Origin of the sequence: Dorea sp. D27 (assembly GCF_001185345.1) — a bacterium.
Taxonomy (GTDB): Bacteria; Bacillota; Clostridia; order Lachnospirales; family Lachnospiraceae; genus Extibacter.
Map to the genome: position 1 here is coordinate 1 of NZ_KQ236743.1, position 21,250 is coordinate 21,250.

Annotated in this window: 17 protein-coding genes; 15 read left to right on the plus strand and 2 right to left on the minus strand. The window is 48.4% G+C overall.

All coding sequences use genetic code 11. From position 1 onward, the window contains the following. Window positions 1-950: 950 nt before the first annotated feature. Window positions 951-1,454 (minus strand): GNAT family N-acetyltransferase, encoded by a 504-nt coding sequence (locus HMPREF0980_RS00005; RefSeq protein WP_049727126.1) that lies wholly within the window; start codon window positions 1,452-1,454, stop codon window positions 951-953. Window positions 1,455-1,622: 168 nt separating this feature from the next. Between HMPREF0980_RS00005 and HMPREF0980_RS00010 the strand changes: the two genes are divergently transcribed. From HMPREF0980_RS00010 to htpG, 3 genes are all read left to right on the plus strand, one after another. Further along, the gene (locus tag HMPREF0980_RS00010; RefSeq protein WP_049727127.1) at window positions 1,623-2,327 is read left to right on the plus strand and encodes an ABC transporter ATP-binding protein; all 705 of its coding nucleotides are present in this window, start codon (window positions 1,623-1,625) and stop codon (window positions 2,325-2,327) included. Between the two features lie 8 nt (window positions 2,328-2,335). Further along, entirely contained in the window at window positions 2,336-5,752 is a 3,417-nt protein-coding gene (locus HMPREF0980_RS00015) for an FtsX-like permease family protein (protein WP_049727128.1), read from the plus strand. A gap of 149 nt (window positions 5,753-5,901) precedes the next feature. Beyond that, the gene (htpG, locus tag HMPREF0980_RS00020; protein ID WP_049727129.1) at window positions 5,902-7,968 is read left to right on the plus strand and encodes a molecular chaperone HtpG; all 2,067 of its coding nucleotides are present in this window, start codon (window positions 5,902-5,904) and stop codon (window positions 7,966-7,968) included. Between the two features lie 174 nt (window positions 7,969-8,142). Here the strand turns inward: htpG and HMPREF0980_RS00025 are convergent, their stop codons facing one another. After that, window positions 8,143-8,634 carry a DUF5721 family protein gene (locus tag HMPREF0980_RS00025; protein WP_049727130.1) on the minus strand — a complete coding sequence of 164 codons (492 nt, stop codon included), beginning with the start codon at window positions 8,632-8,634 and terminating at the stop codon, window positions 8,143-8,145. Window positions 8,635-8,831: 197 nt separating this feature from the next. On the opposite strand from HMPREF0980_RS00025, the gene HMPREF0980_RS00030 reads away from it, so the two are divergent. The 12 genes from HMPREF0980_RS00030 to HMPREF0980_RS00085 all read left to right on the plus strand — a co-directional run bounded on the left by HMPREF0980_RS00030 (window position 8,832) and on the right by HMPREF0980_RS00085 (window position 21,127). Next, window positions 8,832-9,638: an SGNH/GDSL hydrolase family protein gene (locus HMPREF0980_RS00030; protein WP_049727131.1), complete on the plus strand. Its 807-nt coding sequence runs from the start codon at window positions 8,832-8,834 to the stop codon at window positions 9,636-9,638. Further along, the gene (locus HMPREF0980_RS00035) at window positions 9,638-10,132 is read left to right on the plus strand and encodes a DUF4358 domain-containing protein (RefSeq protein ID WP_049727132.1); all 495 of its coding nucleotides are present in this window, start codon (window positions 9,638-9,640) and stop codon (window positions 10,130-10,132) included. The genes HMPREF0980_RS00030 and HMPREF0980_RS00035 overlap by 1 nt, the downstream gene beginning before the upstream one ends. A 17-nt stretch (window positions 10,133-10,149) precedes the next feature. After that, complete coding sequence (locus tag HMPREF0980_RS00040) at window positions 10,150-11,553, plus strand: MBOAT family O-acyltransferase (RefSeq protein WP_049727133.1); 1,404 nt, start codon at window positions 10,150-10,152, stop codon at window positions 11,551-11,553. Between the two features lie 9 nt (window positions 11,554-11,562). Beyond that, window positions 11,563-12,744 carry a DHHW family protein gene (locus HMPREF0980_RS00045; RefSeq protein WP_049727134.1) on the plus strand — a complete coding sequence of 394 codons (1,182 nt, stop codon included), beginning with the start codon at window positions 11,563-11,565 and terminating at the stop codon, window positions 12,742-12,744. Then, window positions 12,731-13,474, plus strand: coding sequence for a pseudouridine synthase (locus HMPREF0980_RS00050; RefSeq protein ID WP_198146134.1), 744 nt, complete (start codon window positions 12,731-12,733; stop codon window positions 13,472-13,474). Before HMPREF0980_RS00045 ends, HMPREF0980_RS00050 begins: the two co-directional genes overlap by 14 nt. Then, window positions 13,446-15,392, plus strand: a complete 1,947-nt coding sequence (gene ligA, locus HMPREF0980_RS00055; protein WP_198146179.1) for an NAD-dependent DNA ligase LigA — start codon at window positions 13,446-13,448, stop codon at window positions 15,390-15,392. The genes HMPREF0980_RS00050 and ligA overlap by 29 nt, the downstream gene beginning before the upstream one ends. A gap of 17 nt (window positions 15,393-15,409) precedes the next feature. Then, window positions 15,410-16,849 carry an ATP-dependent Clp protease ATP-binding subunit ClpX gene (gene clpX, locus HMPREF0980_RS00060; RefSeq protein WP_049727136.1) on the plus strand — a complete coding sequence of 480 codons (1,440 nt, stop codon included), beginning with the start codon at window positions 15,410-15,412 and terminating at the stop codon, window positions 16,847-16,849. Next, window positions 16,849-18,108, plus strand: coding sequence for a cation:proton antiporter (locus HMPREF0980_RS00065; RefSeq protein WP_049727137.1), 1,260 nt, complete (start codon window positions 16,849-16,851; stop codon window positions 18,106-18,108). Before clpX ends, HMPREF0980_RS00065 begins: the two co-directional genes overlap by 1 nt. Before the next feature lie 63 nt (window positions 18,109-18,171). Continuing rightward, the gene (locus HMPREF0980_RS00070; protein ID WP_049727138.1) at window positions 18,172-19,878 is read left to right on the plus strand and encodes a S8 family peptidase; all 1,707 of its coding nucleotides are present in this window, start codon (window positions 18,172-18,174) and stop codon (window positions 19,876-19,878) included. 36 nt (window positions 19,879-19,914) lie between these two features. Further along, complete coding sequence (locus HMPREF0980_RS00075) at window positions 19,915-20,205, plus strand: hypothetical protein (protein ID WP_049727139.1); 291 nt, start codon at window positions 19,915-19,917, stop codon at window positions 20,203-20,205. Then, entirely contained in the window at window positions 20,206-20,691 is a 486-nt protein-coding gene (locus HMPREF0980_RS00080) for a signal peptidase II (RefSeq protein ID WP_049727140.1), read from the plus strand. Window positions 20,692-20,707: 16 nt separating this feature from the next. Then, window positions 20,708-21,127, plus strand: coding sequence for a potassium channel family protein (locus HMPREF0980_RS00085; RefSeq protein ID WP_049727141.1), 420 nt, complete (start codon window positions 20,708-20,710; stop codon window positions 21,125-21,127). The last annotated feature ends 123 nt before the right edge of the window (window positions 21,128-21,250 follow it).

Consider the following 21,250-nt stretch of genomic DNA (forward strand, 5'->3'; position numbering starts at 1 on the left):
CAGATGTAGAAGATTGATAGGGAAGTTCCGGTTGCCGGTGAGGCCCGGACGAAATTTTCCCCGAGAGCGATGGGAACAAAGTACATAGCTTCTGCTATCGATAATCATACATCACAATCAATCATACATGCTTTTCTGGCAGATGTAAATCTGTCTTTTTATAGTTGCAGAAAGACAGTGGGATTGATTAAGTACACAATCTCACTGTCCCTATATATGCCGGCAAGACAGGAAACAACCTTATCTTAATGACATTGCTGTGGAATGTTCGCCGATAGCGGCTCACACCCCACGGGCCAAGGAATCTGGTGAGGATTCTCCGTCCCTTCCGCTTACACCTTCGCATATGTCCCCTGCCTCCCCAGCGGCTATCTACTTTACTGGCACGGGCGGGGACGGCTGTGTGACGTTACTGGCGGTCGGAAGGAATTTATCTGTGCCAGTATATTAATAAAAAAGCTGAGCGAGTGAAAACCTTTGGCAAAATGGAATTATAATTATATTGAGGAAGAGCCGGTATCAGGTACAGGGCTGTTATATGAGATAACATTCCCGCCTGATTCCGGCTCTTCCTGCAGCAACGGCGTGCACGCCACGCTGCAAACGTTTAACTACGATAATATACAACGTTTTAAACGGTATGTGTTGCTTACGTTAAGCTTGCTATCATTTTCCATCTAGCTGATGCAGCCAGCGGTCATCCGCTGGCCAGAAACGTTACACGACCGCTCTCGCCCTTGTTAAGTGAAGTAGACAGCGGGCGGGGAACCGGGTGGGAGATGTGCAGGTGTAAGCGGGAGAGGCGGAGAATCCTTTCCGTAGCCCTTATCCTGCGGGATGTAAGCCGCTATCGGCGCGCATTCCGCATGGTTAGGGATACGTGAAATAGTCGGAGCTTCGTACGCATCGAAGCATCTGCCACCCGGCTCCCCGCACGCCGCCCACTTTACTTACCCCCCCAATTGGAAGGTTAGTATGTAGTCATCCATCACAAACCCATTCCCGATATCCGCCACCTGTTCATCTGTAATCTTAAATCCGAGATGATCATAGACGGCCAGCGTGTTGGCATTGTGTTTATTGCACGTAAGCCAGAGTTTGGAGATTCCTCTGTCTTTGCAGAGCTGTACGAGGTATTGGAACGCTTCTGAAGCGAGGTGCTGTCCGCGGAACGCTTTCTTTATGTAGAGCTTGCTCAGAAACAGCGAGCCGTCCTCTTCATGGATACCCGTATAGCCTGCCATCGTGTGGGAGCTGTATATCTGGAAGTATTCATAACCGTTCTGGATCTGTTCTTTCAGTGCCGGAAATGACTGGAACTTGTCCACCATATAGTCCACCTGCTCTTCCCCGATAATATCTGTAAAATGTTCGTGCCAGATTTCTTCTGCAAGCACGGCGATATCCTGTATCTCGCTGTCCGATCCGACGGGGACAAATCTTGTCTGCTTCATATCTCTCACTCCTGTATTTTTCTCTTCGTCAACTTTAAATCAATAGTATCCATGTGTTATTATAAGTGATATAATAAAAACGGACAATAATGAATTTCATTTTTATATGGCAGAAGCATTACCTGAAAGCCTCTGCCATGCGTATGCGGCATGTTTAGGAGGACTTATATGAGCGGTTTTGTGACGTTGGATGGCGTTCGGAAAGTTTATCATATGGGAGAGGTGGAAATTGTAGCGGCCGACGGCATCGACTTTCAGATAGAAAAGGGCGAGTTTGCGGTAGTCGTGGGACCGAGCGGTGCGGGGAAGACTACAGTGCTGAATATACTTGGAGGGATGGACACCGCCACAGAAGGCAGTGTAGAAGTAGATGGAGCATTCATATCCCAATATAGCCAGAAACAGCTTACGGCATACAGACGAGATGATATTGGGTTCGTATTCCAGTTCTATAATCTCATTCCGAACCTTACAGCTCTTGAAAATGTGGAGCTGGCCCTTCAGATATGCAGGGATCCGATGGATGCAGAGGAAGTTCTTGTTGACGTCGGGCTCGGGGAACGGCTGTCCAACTTCCCGGCACAGCTTTCCGGCGGTGAACAGCAGAGGGTCTCTATAGCGAGGGCCCTTGCCAAGAATCCGAAGCTGCTGTTGTGCGATGAACCGACCGGTGCGCTGGACTACAATACGGGGAAGTCGATTCTGAAGCTCCTGCAGGATACATGCAGGGAGAAAGGGATGACGGTCATTCTCATCACGCATAACCAGGCCATCACTCCGATGGCTGACCGTGTCATAAAGATAAAAAACGGAAGAGTGTCCAGGATGATTGAAAACAATAATCCTGTTTCGGTAGATTCTATAGAGTGGTAGGGGTTTAAATGGGGACAAAGGCGACACGTAAAGATTTTTATATGGAAATACGCAGAAGCCTTGGGCGCTTTCTTTCTATCTTCTTTATCGTAGCGCTCGGAGTTGCGTTCTTCTCAGGAATACGTTCTTCAGAGCCTGATATGCGGGCTACGGGGGACGCTTATTTTGATGGGGCAGATCTGATGGATATCAAGACGGTCAGTACGCTTGGGATTACTGCAGACGATATCCGCGCAATCGGAAACGTGGACGGGGTGGAGAAGGTGGAAGGCGGGTACAGCGCTGACTTTCTCTGCCAGGGCGAGGACAGGGAGATAGCGGTACATATCATGTCCATGCTGCCGTCTATGAACAAAGTAACTGTGACAGAGGGGCGTCTGCCGCAGAAGCCCGGAGAATGTCTGACCGACGATGAGATGCATTATAAAGTCGGGGATAAGATCAAGCTCAAGGCCGGCGACGGCAAGAAGGTTACGGATACGCTTACGACGGATACGCTGACCGTGGTGGGCACAGGGAACACACCGTGTTACATTTCCTTCAGCAGAGGGAATACGACCATCGGGACAGGAGCATTAAGCGGTTTTTTTGTCGTGGCAGATTCCACATTTGACATGGATGTGTATACAGAGGCTTATGTCCAGGCAGAGGGAGCGAAGGAGCTGACTGCTTATACGGATGCGTATGAGGACAGGGTAAAGGAGATACAGGATAATATAGAGGCTATCACCGGGGAAAGAGGCCAGATCCGCAGGCAGGAATTGACTGCCGATGCAGAAGAGGAGCTAGACAAGGCAAAGAAAGAACTGGATGACGGAAAAAAAGAGGCGGAGGAAGAACTGTCGGAGGCGGAGCAGACGCTCAAAGACGGAGAAGAGCAGCTGGCGGATGCAAGAGAGCAGATATCCGACGGGCGCGCACAGCTGGAGAAAGCCAGAGCTACCTTAAATTCAAAACAGAAAGAACTGGACAATGCAAAAGCAGAGTATGCATCCGGCAAACAGCAGATTGAGGACGGGGAAGCTGCCTATGTACAGGGGATGGCGGACTTTGGCGCGCAGAAGGCGGCGTTTGATAAGCAGAAGGCGGAGGCAGAGTCGAAGTTCGCACAGCAGAAGGAACAGCTTGACCAGTTAAATCACTTATGTAATCGTATGGCGGCGGATGTTGCCCAGAAAAAAGCTCAGCTTTCCACACTGGAAGTTACGATTGACAATCTGAATCAACAGATAAGCGGGATGAATCCCGCGGATCCGCAGCTGCCGGATTTACAGGACCAGCTTCAGAAGGCGGAGGCTGACCGGGACGATTTGAGAGATAATATACTTCCGGCTGCGCTTGCAGAACTTCAGGGGTACCAGACTCAGTATGAGCAGTCTAAAAAGGCTTATGACGCTGCCAAAGATGAAGCGGACAGCAGACTGGCTGCCGGGCAGCAGGAACTCGACGCCGGGGCGGCGAAGCTTTCCGCCACAAAGACGAAGCTGGACAGCAGCGGAGCAGAGCTGGCTTCTGCCTGGAATCGGATACAGGACGGACAGACACAGATAGACAACGGATGGACCGAACTTGAGAAGCAGGAGGACACTCTTGACAAGGCCGAGGCGGAGCTGGCCGCCAGCGAGAAGGAGCTTGCAGACGGCAGGAAGGAATATGAGGAGGCGAAGTCGGAGGCAGATCAGAAGATTGCAGACGGGGAACAGAAGATTGCAGATGCCGAAGAGGAGATAGGGAAGATCAAGAACCCGAAGTGGTATGTGTATGACCGGAGCACGCTGACGGAATATACCGGATATGGTGACAACGCCGACCGCATGCGCGCTATCGGAAAAGTGTTCCCTGTATTATTTTTCCTTGTGGCGGCGCTGATCAGCCTTACGAGCATGACGCGTATGGTAGAGGAACAGCGCACGGAAATCGGAACGATGAAAGCGCTTGGCTATCATAAACTGACCATCGCGTCCAAGTATCTTGGTTATGCGCTGCTTGCCACGCTCGGAGGAAGCATTTTCGGCGTGCTGTTTGGAGAGAAGGTGCTGCCGTATATCATCATTTACGCATACGGAATCATGTATCATCATATACCTGATATCCTTACGCCTTACAACATGACCTATGCTGCTGCGGCTACGCTGGCGGCGCTTGCCTGTACTATCGGCGCCACGCTTGCAGCCTGCTATAAGGAATTGTCTGCACAGCCGGCCGTGCTTATGAGACCGCCCGCGCCGAAGAACGGAAAGCGGGTGTTCATGGAACGGGTGACGTTCATATGGAAAAGGCTGAGCTTTACTTGGAAGTCTACGGTGCGGAACCTGATGCGATATAAGAAACGGTTTTTCATGACAGTATTTGGCATCGGCGGATGTATGGCCCTTATGCTCGTCGGTTTCGGTATCAAAGATTCTGTATTTGCGATATCAGAACTGCAGTACAGCCAGATACAGGTGTATGACGGAATGGCGTATCTTGAAGAGGATATATCAGACGAAAAGCAGCAGAATACGGCAGAATTTATGGGACGTGACACTGATGTGGAACAGTACACGGAAGTAAACATGCGGAATATAACGCTCGTAAATGGCAGCAGGGAACGGGATGCTTATGAATGTGTACCAAAATCTGTAGAAGACATTGGCAGCTTCATTCATTTCAGAGACCGGAGAAGCCATGACAAATATGAGCTTACCGACGAAGGCGCCATAATCAGCGAGAAGACTGCAAAGCTTCTGGATGCCAAAGCAGGGGACACGATTTATGTCAAGGATGAAGAGGAAGGAAACCATCCGGTGAAGATTGCATCCATCTGTGAGAATTACATGGGGCACTACATTTATATGACGCCCGGTCTGTACGAGGATGTATACGGAGAAAGGGCGGCGTATAACTGCTATTTCTTCAAAGCGGAGGACTCCTCCAAGAGTGCGCTCGAGAAGACCGGGCAGAAGATACTCAGACAGGACGGTGTGCTCAGCATCAGCTATCTGCGTGACATCCAGAAGCAGCTGGATGATATGCTCAAAAGCCTGAATCTTGTTATCGTCGTATTGATTGTCTCGGCAGGAATGCTTGCATTTGTCGTACTCTTTAACCTGAATAACATCAATATTACGGAACGGCAGAGAGAACTGGCTACTATCAAGGTGCTTGGCTTTTATGATCCTGAGGTGGCAGCTTATGTATATCGTGAAAATGTCATTCTGACGTTTATCGGAGCCGGAGTGGGCATGGTCATGGGAAGACTCCTCCATCTCTTTATTATAAGAACAGTGGAAGTAGATGCAGCGATGTTCGGCAGAAACATCAATTTTCCAAGCTATGTATACAGCCTTCTGTTTACAGTGGCATTTTCTGCTTTTGTCAACTGGGTCATGTATTTTAAGCTCAAAAGGATAGATATGGTGGAGTCGTTAAAGAGCATAGAATAATAGAAACAGCACGATTGTTAGCACTCTTTTAAAAAGAGTGCTAATTTTCTATTGACTTTTAAAAAACACCGTATTATTATAACTGTTAGACAGAAAAAAATGGCGGTTTCAGCCGGAGCATTTATTATTAGAAAATAGGAGTGATATAAATGGCAGGAAAAAAAGGAAACTTATCTATCAGCAGTGAGAATATATTCCCGATTATAAAAAAATGGGTATATTCAGACCATGATATTTTTGTACGTGAAATGGTATCTAATGGATGTGATGCAATAACAAAGCTTAAAAAGCTCGATATGATGGGAGAGTACCAGATACCTGACGATTACAAGCCATCGATTCAGGTTATTGTAAATCCGAAGGAAAAGACACTGAAGTTCATTGATAACGGTGTGGGCATGACCGCAGATGAGGTAGAAGAATACATTACGCAGATTGCATTTTCAGGAGCGACAGAATTTCTTGAAAAGTATAAGGACAAGACAACAGAGGATGATATGATCGGACACTTCGGTCTTGGATTTTATTCCGCGTTCATGGTGGCGGATGAAGTGCATATCGACACGCTTTCATATAAGGATGGCGCAGCCCCGGTACACTGGGTCAGCGAGGGCGGAACGGAGTACGAGATGGAAGACGGCACAAAAGAAAGTGTCGGCACGGAGATTACGCTGTGTTTGAATGAGGACAGTGTGGAATTTGCCAATGAATACCGGGTAAGAGAGGTCATCGGCAAGTACTGCTCTTTCATGCCTGTAGAGATTTTCCTTTCTAATGAAGATGCAGAACAGGAATACGAGACGATAGACGAGGCGGATCTGAAAGAGGATGATGTTGTAGTTGAGCACATTCATGAAGAAGCCAAGATGGAAGAGAAGGAAAATGAAAACGGCGAGAAGGAGATGGTTGAGGTATCTCCGGCCAAAGAGAAGGTGAAGATCAACAAGCGTCCGGTTTCCCTGAGCGATATCCATCCGCTCTGGACAAAACATCCGAATGAATGCGAGAAGGAGGATTATCTGGAATTCTACCGCAAGGTGTTTATGGATTATAAGGAGCCTTTGTTCTGGATCCACCTGAATATGGACTATCCGTTCAACCTGAAGGGAATCCTTTATTTCCCGAGAATCAATACAGAGTATGATTCCATCGAAGGCACGATTAAACTGTATAACAACCAGGTATTTATTGCAGATAATATCAAAGAGGTAATCCCGGAATTCCTTATGGTATTAAAGGGAGTCATCGACTGTCCTGATCTTCCGCTCAACGTGTCAAGAAGCGCGCTGCAGAACGACGGGTTTGTAAACAAGATTGCAGACTACATTTCTAAAAAAGTAGCCGACAAGCTGAACGGGATGTGCAAGACACAGAAGGAAGAATACGAGAAGTGCTGGGATAACATCAGCCCCTTCGTGAAGTTCGGCTGCCTGAAGGATGAGAAGTTCTGCGATAAGATGAAAGACTCTATCTTATTTAAGAACATTGACCATAAGTATCTGACGCTGAAAGAATGTACCGAAGCGAACGGAGGCACGCTGGAAGAGCCGAAGGAGAAGGAAGACACCGCTTCTGAGGGAACAGAAGATACAGAGGCTGAGAAAGAGAAGACGACAATCTACTATGTAACTGACGAACAGCAGCAGAGCCAGTACATCAACCTGTTCAAGTCACAGGGCCAGGATGCGGTCATCCTGAACCACAACATTGATTCCGCGTTCATCACCCAGATGGAGCAGCGCAATCCGAACCTGAGCTTCCAGCGCATTGACGCAGACCTGACAGACTCAGCCAAAGAAGAAGTTGCTGAGGAGGAGAAAGAAGAATTCCAGAAGACAGCGGACAGCCTTGTGGAGATATTCCGCAAGGAGCTTGCAAATGAGAAGCTGGATGTGAAGGTGGAGAAGTTAAAGGATGACAAGACGGCAGCGATGATTACGTTGTCCGAGCAGAACCGCCGTATGCAGGAAATGATGAAGATGTACGGTATGGCTGGAATGGACGCCGGAATGTTCGGCGGGGAGAGTACGCTCATACTCAATGCCAACCATCCGCTCGTGAAGTTCGTGGTAGAGCATAAGCGTGCCAAGAGCGTACCTGTTATCTGCAGGCAATTGTACGACCTGGCTATGCTGGCACACAAGCCGCTGAGTCCGGAAGAGATGACAGCGTTCATGCAGAGAAGTAATGAGATTATGATGCTTTTGACAAAATAAAACACAACCGTGTACCTGCAGCCGGAGAAAAGACGGCACGGCAGCAGGCAGCGAGACCTCTGAGGAGGGAAATCAGAAAGATTTCTCTCCTCAGAGGTCTTTTCGGATGTCCGGTGGGATAGCATCTGTGCATCCGGTTCCGGTCGGAGCGTCCACATCAGTGACGCCGGATATCTACCGGCCAGCCTCGAATGCAATCCCTGCCTTAGCGTAGAATGCCCGCACCCACCGGTCCCAGGCTTCATCCAGCGACTTGTCCATTGTAAAGGTATTCATGGAAGTGCCTGTCACGCAGACGAGGCGGGTACCGTCATATCTCAGGTTCATATACAGGCCCTGGATTTCTTCCGGCCGGTATGGAAGGCCGTCCTGTCCCTCCTGTTCCAGAAAGCCGGTGAAATCCTCTCTGCTGAGGGAGAGGACAAACTTGAAATCCAGGGGGGTACGCTTCCCTTTAATAATGGACAGGCAGTAGCTCCTCAGCTCGCTCCACAGAGAATATTCCCTGTCAGGAGCTTCCTCATAGAAATCCTTGTGGATATGTCCGTCAACCGTAAATTTGTTATATGTTGTGATTTCACCTTCTATAAGAGAAAGGGAATCGAAAGTGTCTTTTAAAAGCAGATGGGACATGCAGGCCTTTGTGTCAGGTGTCAATGTAATCATGGGTAGCGCTCCTTTGTATTTTATATCCGCTGGCGGCTCTAAATGTTCCGTCAGCCTGCGGACAGTAATATTATATCAATTCCCGTCTCATAATGCATTATAAGTTTGACTTTTACAGATGAAAACATTACAATAACCATGTATGTTCAGACGTGTGAAGCAATGCAGGTTTTCATAAGATTCTGCACGAAGGAGAAATGGTTATCGTGAAAGATGAAAACAGAAAAAAATGGAGTAAGGGGGAAGAACAGGACAAGATATTGCGAATGGCGGTTATCGTTGTCGTTGTTCTTTTAATTATAGGTGGAATTATCGTCGCTGTAAAGCTGCTGAATCCCCGCGTAGACATCACAGAGGGCACAAAGAAGCTGAAAGAGCTGGAGCAGGCTGATCTAAAGACTGCGGAAAGCAAGATAGAAGAATTGGAAGAGGCGGAACGTGCGGCCGACGAGGAACGGAAGAGCCGCCCTGTCAACGAGCGGTTTGCCAATTGTCTTGTACTGGGTGATTCGATTACGCAGGGGCTCTATGAATTTGGTATTATGGACCAGTCGCTCGTGATCGCGGAAAAAGGGGCGGAAGTGACGAGACCGGAAGATACGGGTACGATAGACATGATAAAAAAAGCGGAGGAGGCAAATCCGAAATACCTGTTCCTTGCATTCGGCATGAATGATGTAGATGCCGCCAGAGGAGATGCTTCGGCATTTGCAGAAGGATATGGGAAGGTGCTGGATGAGATCAAGTCCTCCATGCCGGACACGAAGGTGTATGTCAACTGTGTCCTGCCGGCGGACAAGCAGGCCGTAGAGAACAACGAATGGTACGGCAATATTCCGGATTATAATGAGAAGCTGAAAGAGTTGTGTGAAAAGAAAGATGTCATCTATATAGATAACACAGAACTTGTGAAAGAGGAGTATTATGCGGATGATGGCATACATCAGGCTCCGGACTACTATCCGGGCTGGGTAGAGAACATGGCGGAGGCGGCAGATTTATAATGAAAAGCAAAGAAAAAAGTATGTTGGACTTCATCAATATATGTAAATACCTTCTCGTCTTACTGCTCATTGCATATGTCATCCTGCTGATTTCAAAAGAAGGCGGCACGAATACACCGATAAAGACAGTGAACAAAAATGTCCTTTCGGTCATGGGGACGGAAGGGATGAAAAAAGGGACGACCCAGGATCTGAAGAAGTACTACGGACTGAATGCGGATGACTACAAAGGAGTGACGCTGTATATCCCTGATGACGTCATGGGAGTCAATGAGCTGCTCATCGTGCAGCTTACGGATGTAAGCCAGGCGGAAAGTGTGGAACAGGCAGCTCAGGCAAGGCTCGATACGCAGAAGGAAAGCTTTGAGGGATATGGAGCAGCCCAGACAAAGCTGATCAGATCAGCCGTGCTGGAGAGCAGAGGGGATTATGTGCTGCTGGCGGTGACGAAGAAGGCAGATGCAGTACAGGGGGCATACAGAAAGAGTTTATAGAAAAGGATATAAGGATAATGCTATTTAGCAGTATTGTATTTTTATTTACGTTTTTACCAATTATATTAATCCTGTATTATATCGTGCCGCGGCCGTTTAAGAATCCGGTGCTTCTTGCAGGCAGCCTGGTTTTTTACGCCTGGGGAGAGCCGGTCTATATCTTCCTCATGATACTTTCTATCCTGTTCAACTATATGAGCGGGCTGGATATAGCAAGGCACTTGGGACATGGGCATAAGGCAAGGCGAAGCCTGATTTTTACTATTGCTGTGAACTTATGCATCCTCGGCTTTTTCAAGTATGAAGGATTCGTGCTGGACAGCATCAATGCAGTGCTCCCAGTTGACATCCCGTACCGGGAGCTGGCACTTCCCATAGGGATATCCTTTTATACGTTCCAGACACTGTCCTATATCATCGATGTGTACAGAGGGAATGTGAGGGTACAGAGAAATCTGCTGGACTTTGCCTTGTATGTGAGCATGTTTCCGCAACTGATTGCAGGGCCGATCGTCAAGTACACGGATATACAGAGGCAGCTCCGCATCCGACAGGAATCCTGGGTCAAATTTGGTGACGGAGCCCTCTTTTTCGTACGGGGACTATCCAAGAAGGTGCTGATTGCCAATACGTCAGGTATGATATTTACGAAAGTGACAGAGCTGGGACCTGCCCAGACTTCGACGCTCAGTGCGTGGCTTGGATGCCTGGCCTACACGTTCCAGATTTATTTTGATTTCAGCGGCTATTCAGATATGGCTATCGGTCTCGGCAAGATGTTCGGATTCCAGTTTTTGAAGAATTTTGATTATCCTTATATATCAAAGAGCATAACAGAATTCTGGCGGAGGTGGCATATATCTTTGAGCTCATGGTTCAAGGAGTACGTTTATATACCTCTCGGCGGGAACCGCGTCAGTACGATGAAGCACGTGCGCAACATACTGGTCGTATGGCTGCTTACGGGACTCTGGCACGGCGCGAGCTGGAACTTTGTCATGTGGGGCCTGTATTACGGTATCCTGCTGCTCATTGAGAAATATGCCCTGGGCCGGGTACTGGACAGGATACCAGGTATCCTGAGACATGTCTACTGTATCGTGCTTGTCATGATCGGCTGGGTGTTTTTCTTCAGTCCGTCGCTTGGAAACGCGGTGCAGTATCTGAGGCTCATGTTCGGAGGAGGAAGCGGGATCGTGGATAAGGAAGGGCTTTATCTGCTTGTGACGAACCTCGTGCTTTGGGCAGCTGCTCTTATAGGTTCCACACCGTCCGTCCATGTTCTGTATGAACGCTTTATATACAGAGAGGGAAAGAACAGGGCGGTCATCAACTGTGCCGTGTATGGAATCCTGTTCCTGTTGTGTATCGCATATCTTGTCACGGAGACGTATAACCCATTTTTATATTTTAGATTTTAGGAGCATGCCATGAAGCGGAAATCGGACAGAAGAAAGAGAAAAGTGCATATAAAGAAAGCGGCCGCGCTGCTGTTCCTCTGCTTGCTTGCAGTCATCTGTCTTGTCAATCTCGTACACAGAGACAAAGAGTTTTCAGATAAGGAAAACCGCATGCTGGAACAGAAGCCTTCATTGACCATGACCGGCGTTACGGGCGGCCGTTATATGAAGCAGTACGAGTCATACAAGTCAGATCAGTTTGCGGCAAGAAACCTCTGGGTCGCACTGAAGACCAATACGGACCTTCTGATGGGAAAGCGGGATTCCAACGGTGTGTTTAAGGGGAAGGACAGCTATCTGCTGGAAGACATTGCAAAGCCGGATGAAGAGCAGATGAAAGAGAACATTGAGGCAATCAAAGCGTTTGAGGAAGCTTATATAGATATCCCTGTCTATTTCGCGCTCGTTCCCAATGCGGCGAATATCATGTCCGAAAAGCTGCCGGGCCTTGCGGAGACGGAAGACCAGAAGGAGCAGTTTGAAAGGATCCGTAAAGGGCTGGGGGACAAGGTCAACTGGGTTGATGTCCAGTCGGCGCTCGCTAAGCATAAGGATGAGAATATCTATTATCATACGGACCACCATTGGACGACACTTGGAGCAAGCTATGCATATGAAGAACTTGCGAAAGCTATGGGACTTGATACGGCGAACGGTCCGAAATGGGAACGTTATGCGGTGAGCAATGATTTTAACGGTACATTATCGGCTTCCAGCGGGTATGAACAGGGATACCGGGAGCCGATTTACATCTATGTGCCGGAAAAAGGGGAAAAGTCTCCGGATGTTGCCGTCAGCTATGTGGATGAGCAGAGAAAGTCGGCGAGCCTTTATGACTCCTCAAAACTCAAAGAAAAGGATCAGTATGCCTTGTTCCTGGGGGGCAATTATTCGATGATTGATATCAAGACGACTGCAGAGACGTCAAACCGGCTGCTGCTCGTTAAAGATTCTTATGCGAATTGCCTTGTCCCCTTCTTGACTCCGTTCTTCAGGGAAATTATAATTATTGACCCAAGGTATTATTATGGCGATATCCATCAGGTTATGAAAGAAAATAATATCACGAGCGTTTTATTCTTGTATAATGGGAACACATTTGTAGAAGATAACAGTATAAGTGGAGTGCTGAAAAATAATGAGACTGAATAAGTTTATAAGCGAGGCGGGTGTCTGTTCCAGGCGTGAGGCCGACAAGCTGATTGAGGCGGGCCGTGTGACGGTGGACGGAAAGAGAGCTGTGACCGGCATGCAGGTGGATTCCTCCCATGAAGTGCGTGTTGGTAAGAAGCTCATAAGAAGTAGAGACGAAAAGACAGTGCTGGCGGTGCATAAGCCCGCCGGTATCGTATGTACGGAAGACAAGCGGGTAAAGAACAATATTATCCGCTTTTTAAAATATCCCGCGCGTATTACTTATGCGGGAAGGCTGGACAAAGATTCGGAAGGGCTTCTCATCATGACAAATGACGGAGAGCTAATCAACGGCATGATGCGTTCCAGGTACGGGCACGAGAAGGAATACAAAGTATGGGTGGACAGACCGGTGACAGATGAATTCATCAGCCGGATGTCTTCAGGTGTAAGAATCATAGACAGGGAGAAAGGCCTGGATAAGACCACGAGGCCATGTACGGTACAAAAGTGCGGTACGTATGTATTTACTGTCATATTGACCCAGGGTCTGAACCGGCAGATCAGACGAATGTGTGACGCGCTCGGATATAAGGTGAAGCGGCTGGTTAGAATACGGATTATGAATATCGAGCTGGGGGATTTAAAACCTGGTGCTTATCGAAAACTGACAGAGCAGGAGTTGAATGGATTATATGAGCAGACAGAAAAAGGAAAGAATGCAGGAACTGGTAGAACAGCTGAATAAAGCAGGGAAAGCTTACTATCAGGACGCGGAAGAAATCATGAGCAATTTTGAATATGACAGGCTGTATGATGAGCTGCTGTCTTTGGAGAAAGAGCTTGGCATTACTCTTTCAGGCAGTCCCACGGCCAATGTCGGTTATGAGGTGCTGAGCGAGCTGCCGAAAGAGCGGCATGACAGTCCGATGCTGTCACTGGACAAGACGAAGGATGTGGAGGAGCTCAAGAAATTTGCCGGCGACCAGAAGGTAATGATGTCATGGAAGCTGGACGGCCTGACGATAGTGCTTACGTACCGGGGCGGGGAGTTATATAAAGCGGTAACGAGAGGGAACGGGGAAGTCGGAGAGGTTATCACGAACAATGCCCGGGTATTCAAGAACATTCCGGTCCAGATAGCCTACAAAGGAGAACTCGTACTGAGGGGCGAGGCGGTGATAGGCTATAAAGATTTTGCGAGAATCAACAAAGAGATAGAGGACGCCGACGCTAGATATAAGAATCCCCGCAACCTTTGCAGCGGCTCTGTACGCCAGCTGAACAATGAGATTACGGCCAGGCGCAATGTCAGATTCTATGCGTTTACACTCGTGCAGGCAGACGGGGTTGATTTTCACAATTCGAGAGTCTGTCAGATGGAATGGCTGAAAGGACAGGGATTTGAAGTAGTAGAATATCACGTAGTTACCAAGGATACGCTGGAGGAAGAAGTTATTAAATTTTCGGAAAAAATAGCCGGAAATGATTTCCCATCGGACGGACTTGTGTTAGTATATGATGATGTGGAATACGGTCGGTCACTGGGCAGGACTTCCAAGTTTCCAAAAGACTCGTTTGCGTTCAAATGGGCGGATGAGACGAAGGAGACGAAGCTGCTTGAGATAGAATGGAGTCCGTCCAGGACAGGACTGATCAATCCGGTCGCCATATTTGAGCCTGTAGAGCTTGAAGGCACTACAGTCAGCAGGGCCAGCGTCCATAACTTAAGCATAATGGAAGAGCTGGAGCTTGGTGTCGGCGACGAGATAGAAGTATACAAGGCCAACATGATTATCCCGCAGATTGCAGAAAACCTGACGAGAAGCGGCGTAAAGGACATTCCCGCGCACTGCCCGGTGTGTGGTGGCGATACGGAAGTGAGGCAGGTCAGCAATGCCAAGGCATTGTACTGTATAAATCCGGAATGCCAGGCAAAGCATCTGAAGTCATTTGCCCTTTTTGTCAGCAGGGACGCTCTGAATATTGAAGGATTATCTGAAGCAACACTGGAAAAATTCATCGCGAAGGGGTATATTAGAGAGTATGCAGATATATTTCATCTTGACCGTTACCAGGAAGAGATTCAGACGATGGAAGGGTTTGGGGAGAAATCATATCGGAATCTTATAGAGAGCATAGAAAAAGCAAGGACCACCACACTGCCCAGAGTCATCTTCGGACTTGGCATAGCCAACATCGGTCTCGCCAATGCCAAGATGATATGCAGAGAATTCGGCTATGATATTGATAAGATGCTGCAGGCCGGGGTGGAGGAACTCAGCGCGATACAAGGCGTGGGAGACGTGATAGCCGGGACCTTTGTAGACTACTTCTCGGATAAGAAGCATGTGCGTATATTCCGCGAACTTCTGGAAGAGCTGTCGATACCTGAAGAGGAGACAAGGCAGCAGGATCAGAGATTTACAGGCGTTAACTTTGTTATAACCGGGAGTGTGGAACACTTCGCTAACCGTGGGGAGGTAAAGGAACGGATAGAAAGCCTCGGCGGAAAAGTGACTGGTTCCGTGACTTCCAAGACAAATTACCTCATAAATAATGATGTGGCATCCACATCATCCAAGAATAAGAAAGCCAATGAACTGGGGATTCCCATCATATCTGAAAAAGATTTCATGGAAATGCTCGGTGAAAGTGAGGGCTGACAGAAAGAAGGGTAGAAATGACTGATAAGGATAAGAATAAGGAAACGAACGAGACAGAGATAGAAAAGGTAGACGATGCTCACGTTGAAGTGGAAGACACGAAAAAGGAAGAGGATGAATATGAAAAAGTCTGCTTTATCTGCCATCGACCGGAGAGCACCGCGGGCAAGATGATAGAACTGCCTAATAATATATCCGTGTGCAGCGACTGTATGCAGAAGAGCTTTGATGCTATGAGCAACGGCCAGATAGATTACAGCCAGCTTATGAACATGCCGGGCGTCCAGGTGTTCAACATGTCAGACATGGAGCAGCAGGATGTCCCGAAACAGCAGAAGCTCAAGAAGAAAAAAGAAGGCGGGGAGAAAAAGCCTCTGATTGATATCAGGGAGATTCCGGCGCCTCATAAGATCAAGGCGAGCCTGGACGAATATGTAGTAGGTCAGGAGTACGCTAAGAAAGTGATGTCCGTCGCAGTGTATAACCACTATAAAAGGGTTGCCACGGACACGATGGATGACATTGAGATTGAAAAGTCAAATATGCTGATGATCGGGCCTACCGGATCTGGTAAGACCTACCTTGTGAAAACGCTGGCGCGGCTTCTCGATGTACCGCTTGCCATAACGGATGCCACTTCCCTTACGGAGGCGGGCTACATAGGAGACGATATAGAGAGCGTCGTATCCAAACTTCTGGCTGCTGCCGAAAACGATGTGGAGAAGGCGGAGCAGGGAATCATATTCATTGATGAGATAGATAAGATTGCCAAGAAGAAGAACACGAGCCAGAGGGACGTCAGCGGAGAATCGGTCCAGCAGGGTATGCTTAAGCTCCTTGAAGGGAGCGATGTGGAAGTGCCTGTCGGGGCGAACAGCAAGAATGCCATGGTTCCCCTTACCACGGTGAATACGAGAAATATACTGTTTATATGCGGCGGTGCGTTTCCGGATCTGGACGGCATTATCAAAGAGCGTCTGTCGAAGCAGTCTTCCATCGGGTTCGGAGCGGATTTGAAAGATAAGTATGATCACGATAAGACGATTTTAGAAAAGGTGACGATAGAGGATCTGCGTAATTTTGGAATGATACCGGAATTTATCGGCCGTCTTCCAATCATATTCACGTTGCGCGGCCTTGACGAAGATATGCTCGTCAAGATATTAAAGGAGCCGAAGAACGCGATTCTGAAGCAGTACCAGAAACTGCTCGCTCTGGATGAAGTCAAGCTGGACTTTGATGAAGGGGCTTTAAGCGCCATCGCCAGAAAAGCGATGGAGAAAGACACCGGTGCAAGAGCGCTGCGTGCCATCATCGAGGAATTCATGCTGGATATCATGTATGAGATTCCGAAAGATGACAATATCGGAGAAGTGACGATTACCAAAGAATACATAGAAGGAACGGGAGGACCTGTCATCATGCTCAGAGGACAGGAAGTTGCGAGGTTGAGATAATGAATGGTTATAGTTATTTGCTGGATCTGGCAATTATTTTATTGTGTACGAAACTATTAGGACTGGCTACGAGGAAGGTACAGATGCCGCAGGTGGTGGGAGCGCTGCTTGCAGGGCTTCTGCTCGGCCCTGCGGTGGCCGGTGTGCTTACAGAGACGAGCTTCATCCATGAGGTCGCCGAGATTGGCGTTATCGTTCTCATGTTCTGCGCGGGACTTGAGACGGATATCAAGGAACTGAAAGCAAGCGGGAAGGCATCTTTCGTCATTGCCCTATGCGGTGTAATCGTACCGCTTGCTGGCGGCTTCGGACTGGCTTACTTTTTCAACAGGCCGGGTATGATAGCATCAGATGCAGAAGCAAGCATATTGCTTCAGAACATCTTTATAGGAATTATCCTGACGGCTACTTCGGTGAGTATCACGGTTGAAACGCTCAAGGAGATGGGCAAGCTGAAGACCCGTTCCGGGAACGCGATACTCGGGGCAGCCATCATTGATGATATACTCGGTATCATCGCGCTGACGGTAGTGACGAGCATGGCAGACCCGTCTGTAAATATCGGCATCGTCATGCTGAAGATTGCCGGCTTCTTCATTTTCTCGGCCGTGGCGGGCTTCCTCTTCTATAAAGTATACAAGGCATGGACAGAAGGCGCGTCCAGAGGGCTGCACAGGCATGTTATCATCGCGTTCGTGTTCTGCCTCCTTATGGCATATATTGCAGAACAGTATTTTGGCGTTGCGGATATAACCGGAGCATTTATCGCCGGGCTGATTATATCCAACACGGAGCGTTCGGTATTTATACAGACGAAGTTTGATACGCTGTCGTATATGCTGCTGTCACCTGTATTTTTTGCAAGTATCGGCCTGAAAGTCGTGCTTCCCAAGATGAGTGGCATTATCGTCGCGTTCGCCCTGCTGCTGATGCTCGTCGCGGTCCTGACGAAGATCATCGGATGTGGCCTTGGAGCCAAAGTATGTGGTTACAAGCCATATCAGTGCAAGCGGATAGGCGTCGGCATGATATCGCGTGGCGAGGTTGCCCTGATCGTAGCGAGCAAGGGTACCGCGGTCGGGCTCATGAGTTCGGCATTCCTCGGCCCTGTAGTAATCATGGTCGTGTTTACGACGATAATCACCCCCGTCCTCCTGAAAATCATCTTCAAGAAAGGGCCGGACCTTCCGGTGGCGAAGGAGAAGGAAGTATCCAGCTACTACGAAGGGGCCTCTATCCTGCGGGGAGAAGAAAAATAGCTTTCTGCACATAGAAGCATACTTTCCTCATATACTTTATAAAAAAGTATATGAGGTTTTTTTATGGATGATGCAACATGCAAGGAGCAGATATTATCCCAGGATTACTGGGATTTTATTTTTCCGGGTTTCCGCAGCATTAGCGATATGGGACTCGAAGGAGACCAGTATTGTATGCAGGATATGGACTTTGGATATAAAGCGATATACGTAGACAGCGAAGAAATGGAACCTTTAAGCATTGAAAGATACTGGTACAATTCCATCCCAAACTGCTATTGCCTGCTGGATATGGCGGCATTGAACGAATCTGGGATAACTGCCGCGCAGAATTATCCGGCGCTTCAGCTTATGGGCACTGACGTAATGATTGGATTTGTGGATACGGGAATTGATTATAAGAATTCTGTATTCCGCAATCTGGACGGAAACACAAGAATTGCAGGAATCTGGGATCAGACGATTCAGGAGGGCACACCGCCGGAAGGGTTCGCGTTCGGCAGCGAATACCGTGAAGATCTGATTAATGAGGCGCTTCGGTCAAGTGCACCCGAGGAGCTCGTACCGACTGTGGATACAAATGGACACGGGACGTTTCTGGCCAGTGTAGCGGCCGGGGGGGCAGATGTGGAAAACCAGTTTCTTGGGGCAGCTCCGGAATCCACCCTTGCAGTTGTAAAACTTAAAGAGGCAAAGGACTATCTGAAGGAATTTTATAAGATTAGGCCGGATGCAATCTGCTATCAGGAAAATGACGTCATGCTCGGCCTCCGCTATCTAAGCCTGCTGGCAGCAGAACGGAATATGCCCCTTGTCATGTGTATTGCGCTTGGAACGAATTTTGGAGGCCATAACAGCGCCACGCTGCTTTCAAGCGTACTTAACAGGTATTCCACAACAATCAACCGGATTGTCGTAATCGGCGGAGGAAATGAAGCGAATGAACGGCATCATTTTTCTGGCACATTAGGAAATATGAGGGAGCAGAGTGAGGTTGAAATCCGAGTGGGGGCAGGAGTAAGTGGATTTGTCACGGAACTGTGGACTTCGATTCCAAACGTGATGACCGTTTCCATCATATCTCCTTCAGGAGAGCGCACCCCGGTCATCTCCATCCGGCAGGGAAGCAGATATGTGTTTACGTTTACATTTGACCGGACAAGGGTTACGGTAGAATACAGGCTTCTTACAGAGAACAATGACTCTCAGCTTATCTTCCTGCGCTTCGACGGCCCTTCCGAGGGAATATGGAGGGTCGCGGTACAGCCGCTCCAGCTCTCTGACGGCGTGTTTCATATGTGGCTTCCTGTGAAGGAGTTCCTGAGTGGGGAAGTGTTCTTTCTGGAAGCAGACCCAGAGACGACCATCACGGAGCCGGGCAGCACAACCTATAGTATGACGGTAGCTTACTACAACGGAATCGACAATAGTATTGATATAAATTCCGGGAGGGGGTATACTAGAGATGGATACATCAAACCGGATTTTGCAGCACCCGGTGTGGGCGTGACCGGGGCCATGCCCGGCGGAAGATTTGTAACCAGAACGGGCTCAAGCGTTGCGGTTGGATTGACCGGTGGTGCATCCGCCCTTATGGCGGAGTGGCTCGTAAGGGAGCAGGAGCTGAACCTTGGGGCGGGAGCTAGCGAGGTCAGAAATCTGTTCGTGCTAGGAGCGCAGCAGAAGCCTCTGTTAGAGTATCCGAACCGTCAGTGGGGCTATGGGACACTAGACGTGTACCAGTCGCTAGACAGGCTGAGACGGTTATAGTGAAAAGGTAGAATGAAAAACGAAGGAGTGTCACATATGGCAGATTTTTTTGAGGATTTAGGAAAGAGAATATCCGACGTGGCGAATGACATCGGGAAAAAGACGGAAGATACGCTGGAAATCCAAAAGCGGAGAAGTGAAATCCGCACTTTGAGACGCGCAAGCGACAGAGACCTTATGGACATCGGCAAAATGATATATGATAAGTTCCGTAAAGGCGAGTTGAATGAAACAGACTGTATTGCGCTTTGCGAAGAGATTGAAAAACGCGATATGCAGATAGAAAAACAGGAAGAGGAAATAGCAAGAATCAGAGGAGAAGGATAGATGACCGTACTTGCAATTGGTATATTGGCGCTGCTGTTCAGCGCAGATATGCTGCTGAAGCAGCACGTGGAGGAGAATCTGGACAGCGGGGAAGAAAAAGAGCTTGTAAGAGAGAAGATAGTACTCCGAAAGGTGTATAACGAAGGCTTCATGCTGCATACGCTGGATAGGCATCCCCGTCTGATAAAGTCGGTTACTGGGGCAATGGGAGCAGCCCTCCTTGTCTATGATGTACTGCTGTCTGCGAAAAAGGGGCATCGTGTCGAGAAGCTCGGTGCAGCCATATTCAGTGCAGGCGCATGCAGCAACATATTTGACCGCCTTGTGAGAGGGAAAGTTATAGATTACATAGGATTCAGGAGCAAGAATGATTTCCTGTCCAGACTGACGGTAAACCTGGCGGATATATTTATCGTGGCAGGTCTTGTCTTGTCATGCCTGGGCAGTTTATTACCAGGGGCCGGTCCCCATTCAAGAGGGGTCTGACCCCTGTGAGGTGCATATGAAAAAAGGCAAGGTTTTCTGGTCTATATTAAAGCGGACGAATACAGACAAGATTGCAGCCGGTTTCGGCTTGTATTTTCTCGCAAGCGCTCTTTTTATCATGATCATGGAGCCGGGAATCCACCGTTACGGTGAAGCTGTCTGGTACTGCTTCTCTGTCGTGACAACGATAGGATTCGGAGATATTACGGCAGTCACGGTACTCGGAAGGACTGCCACAGTCATATTGGGCATATACGGAGTCATCGTCCTGGCAATCATACCTGGCATTGTGGTGAGCTACTATATGGAAATTGTCAAAATCCGGGCAAAAGAAAGTGCAGAGGAATTCCTGTACAAACTAGAACATCTCGAAGAGATGTCAAAAACAGAATTGAAAGAATTATCAGAGCAGGCAAAGAAGTGGAAGTTTAAGTAAATTAGGACGCCGCTGGGGAGGCAGAGGGCATCTGCTGCGATGCGTCCGGGACTGCGACTATCACACAGATTCCTAAGCCTGTGGAATGTTCGCCGATAGCGGCTCACACCCCACGGGCCAAGG